General features: G+C 42.7%; 1 protein-coding gene. It reads right to left on the bottom strand.

The features are described 5' to 3' along the window. Nucleotides 1-899: FIVAR domain-containing protein (locus DVJ99_RS12975; protein ID WP_205527073.1), on the bottom strand; the 899-nt coding region annotated here is incomplete at both ends.

The raw sequence follows: 899 nt of genomic DNA, 5'->3' as shown, positions 1-899 counted from the left end.
GCTTTATCCGCTTTCGCTTGTAATGCATTTTTAGCGTCGTTGATTGCTTTTGCTGCTGCTTTCAACTCTTCTGGAGTCTTAGTCGTATCAGCTTTCGCTGCTTCTCCTGCTGTTACTGCATTTTCTAATGGTGTAACAGTGCTTGGTTTATAGTCGTTTTTATTTACTGCATTTGCCGCATCAATTGCTTTTTGTAATTCGTCTAAAGCATCTTGGCGTTCTTTTGCTGCGATGGCATCATTTAATGCTTTTGTAGCTTCTGCCACTTGTTGCGGTGTTGCGTTGGCATTGCCGTCAACTGTTTTCGCTGCTGCTAATGCGTCTTGAACCGCTTTGTCCTCTTTATCCGCTGGATTTAATGCTGGTAATGCTTCTGCTTTGTTAATTGCCGCTTTTAATTCTGTTTTATCTGCTTTTGCAACTAACCCTGCTTCCGCATCTTTCAATGCTTGTGTCGCTGCTTGGATTTCTTCTACTGTTTTATTTGCCGGATTATCTACGATTGATTGACCTGCTGTTTCAGTAGCGTTTAACGGCGTTACACTATTTGGAGTGTATGCATTTTTATCAAGTTGAGCTACCTTAGCTAATTCTGCTTTTAATGCATCTAATGCCGCTTGTTTTAACGCTGCTGCGTCAGCCGCATCTTTTGCGTCTGCCACTTTTTTAGCATTGATAGCTTCATCTAACGCTGCTTTCGCCGCATCTACTGCTTCTTGTGAAGCATTCGGATCTGCTTGTACAGCTTTCGCTTTAGCTAATGCATCTTGGACCGCTTTATCTTCTGCATCTGCTGGGTTAAGTTGACCTAAGCCTTCGGCTGTCGCAATTGAACCTTCTAAACCAGCTTTATCCGCTTTCGCTTGTAATGCATTTTTAGCGTCGTTGATTGCTTTTGC

The organism is Staphylococcus sp. EZ-P03 (genome assembly GCF_003344575.1).
Lineage (GTDB): Bacteria > Bacillota > Bacilli > Staphylococcales > Staphylococcaceae > Staphylococcus > Staphylococcus simulans_B.
The sequence above is the reverse complement of the archived record's forward strand: the minus strand, read 5'-3'. Positions and strand labels throughout refer to the sequence as shown.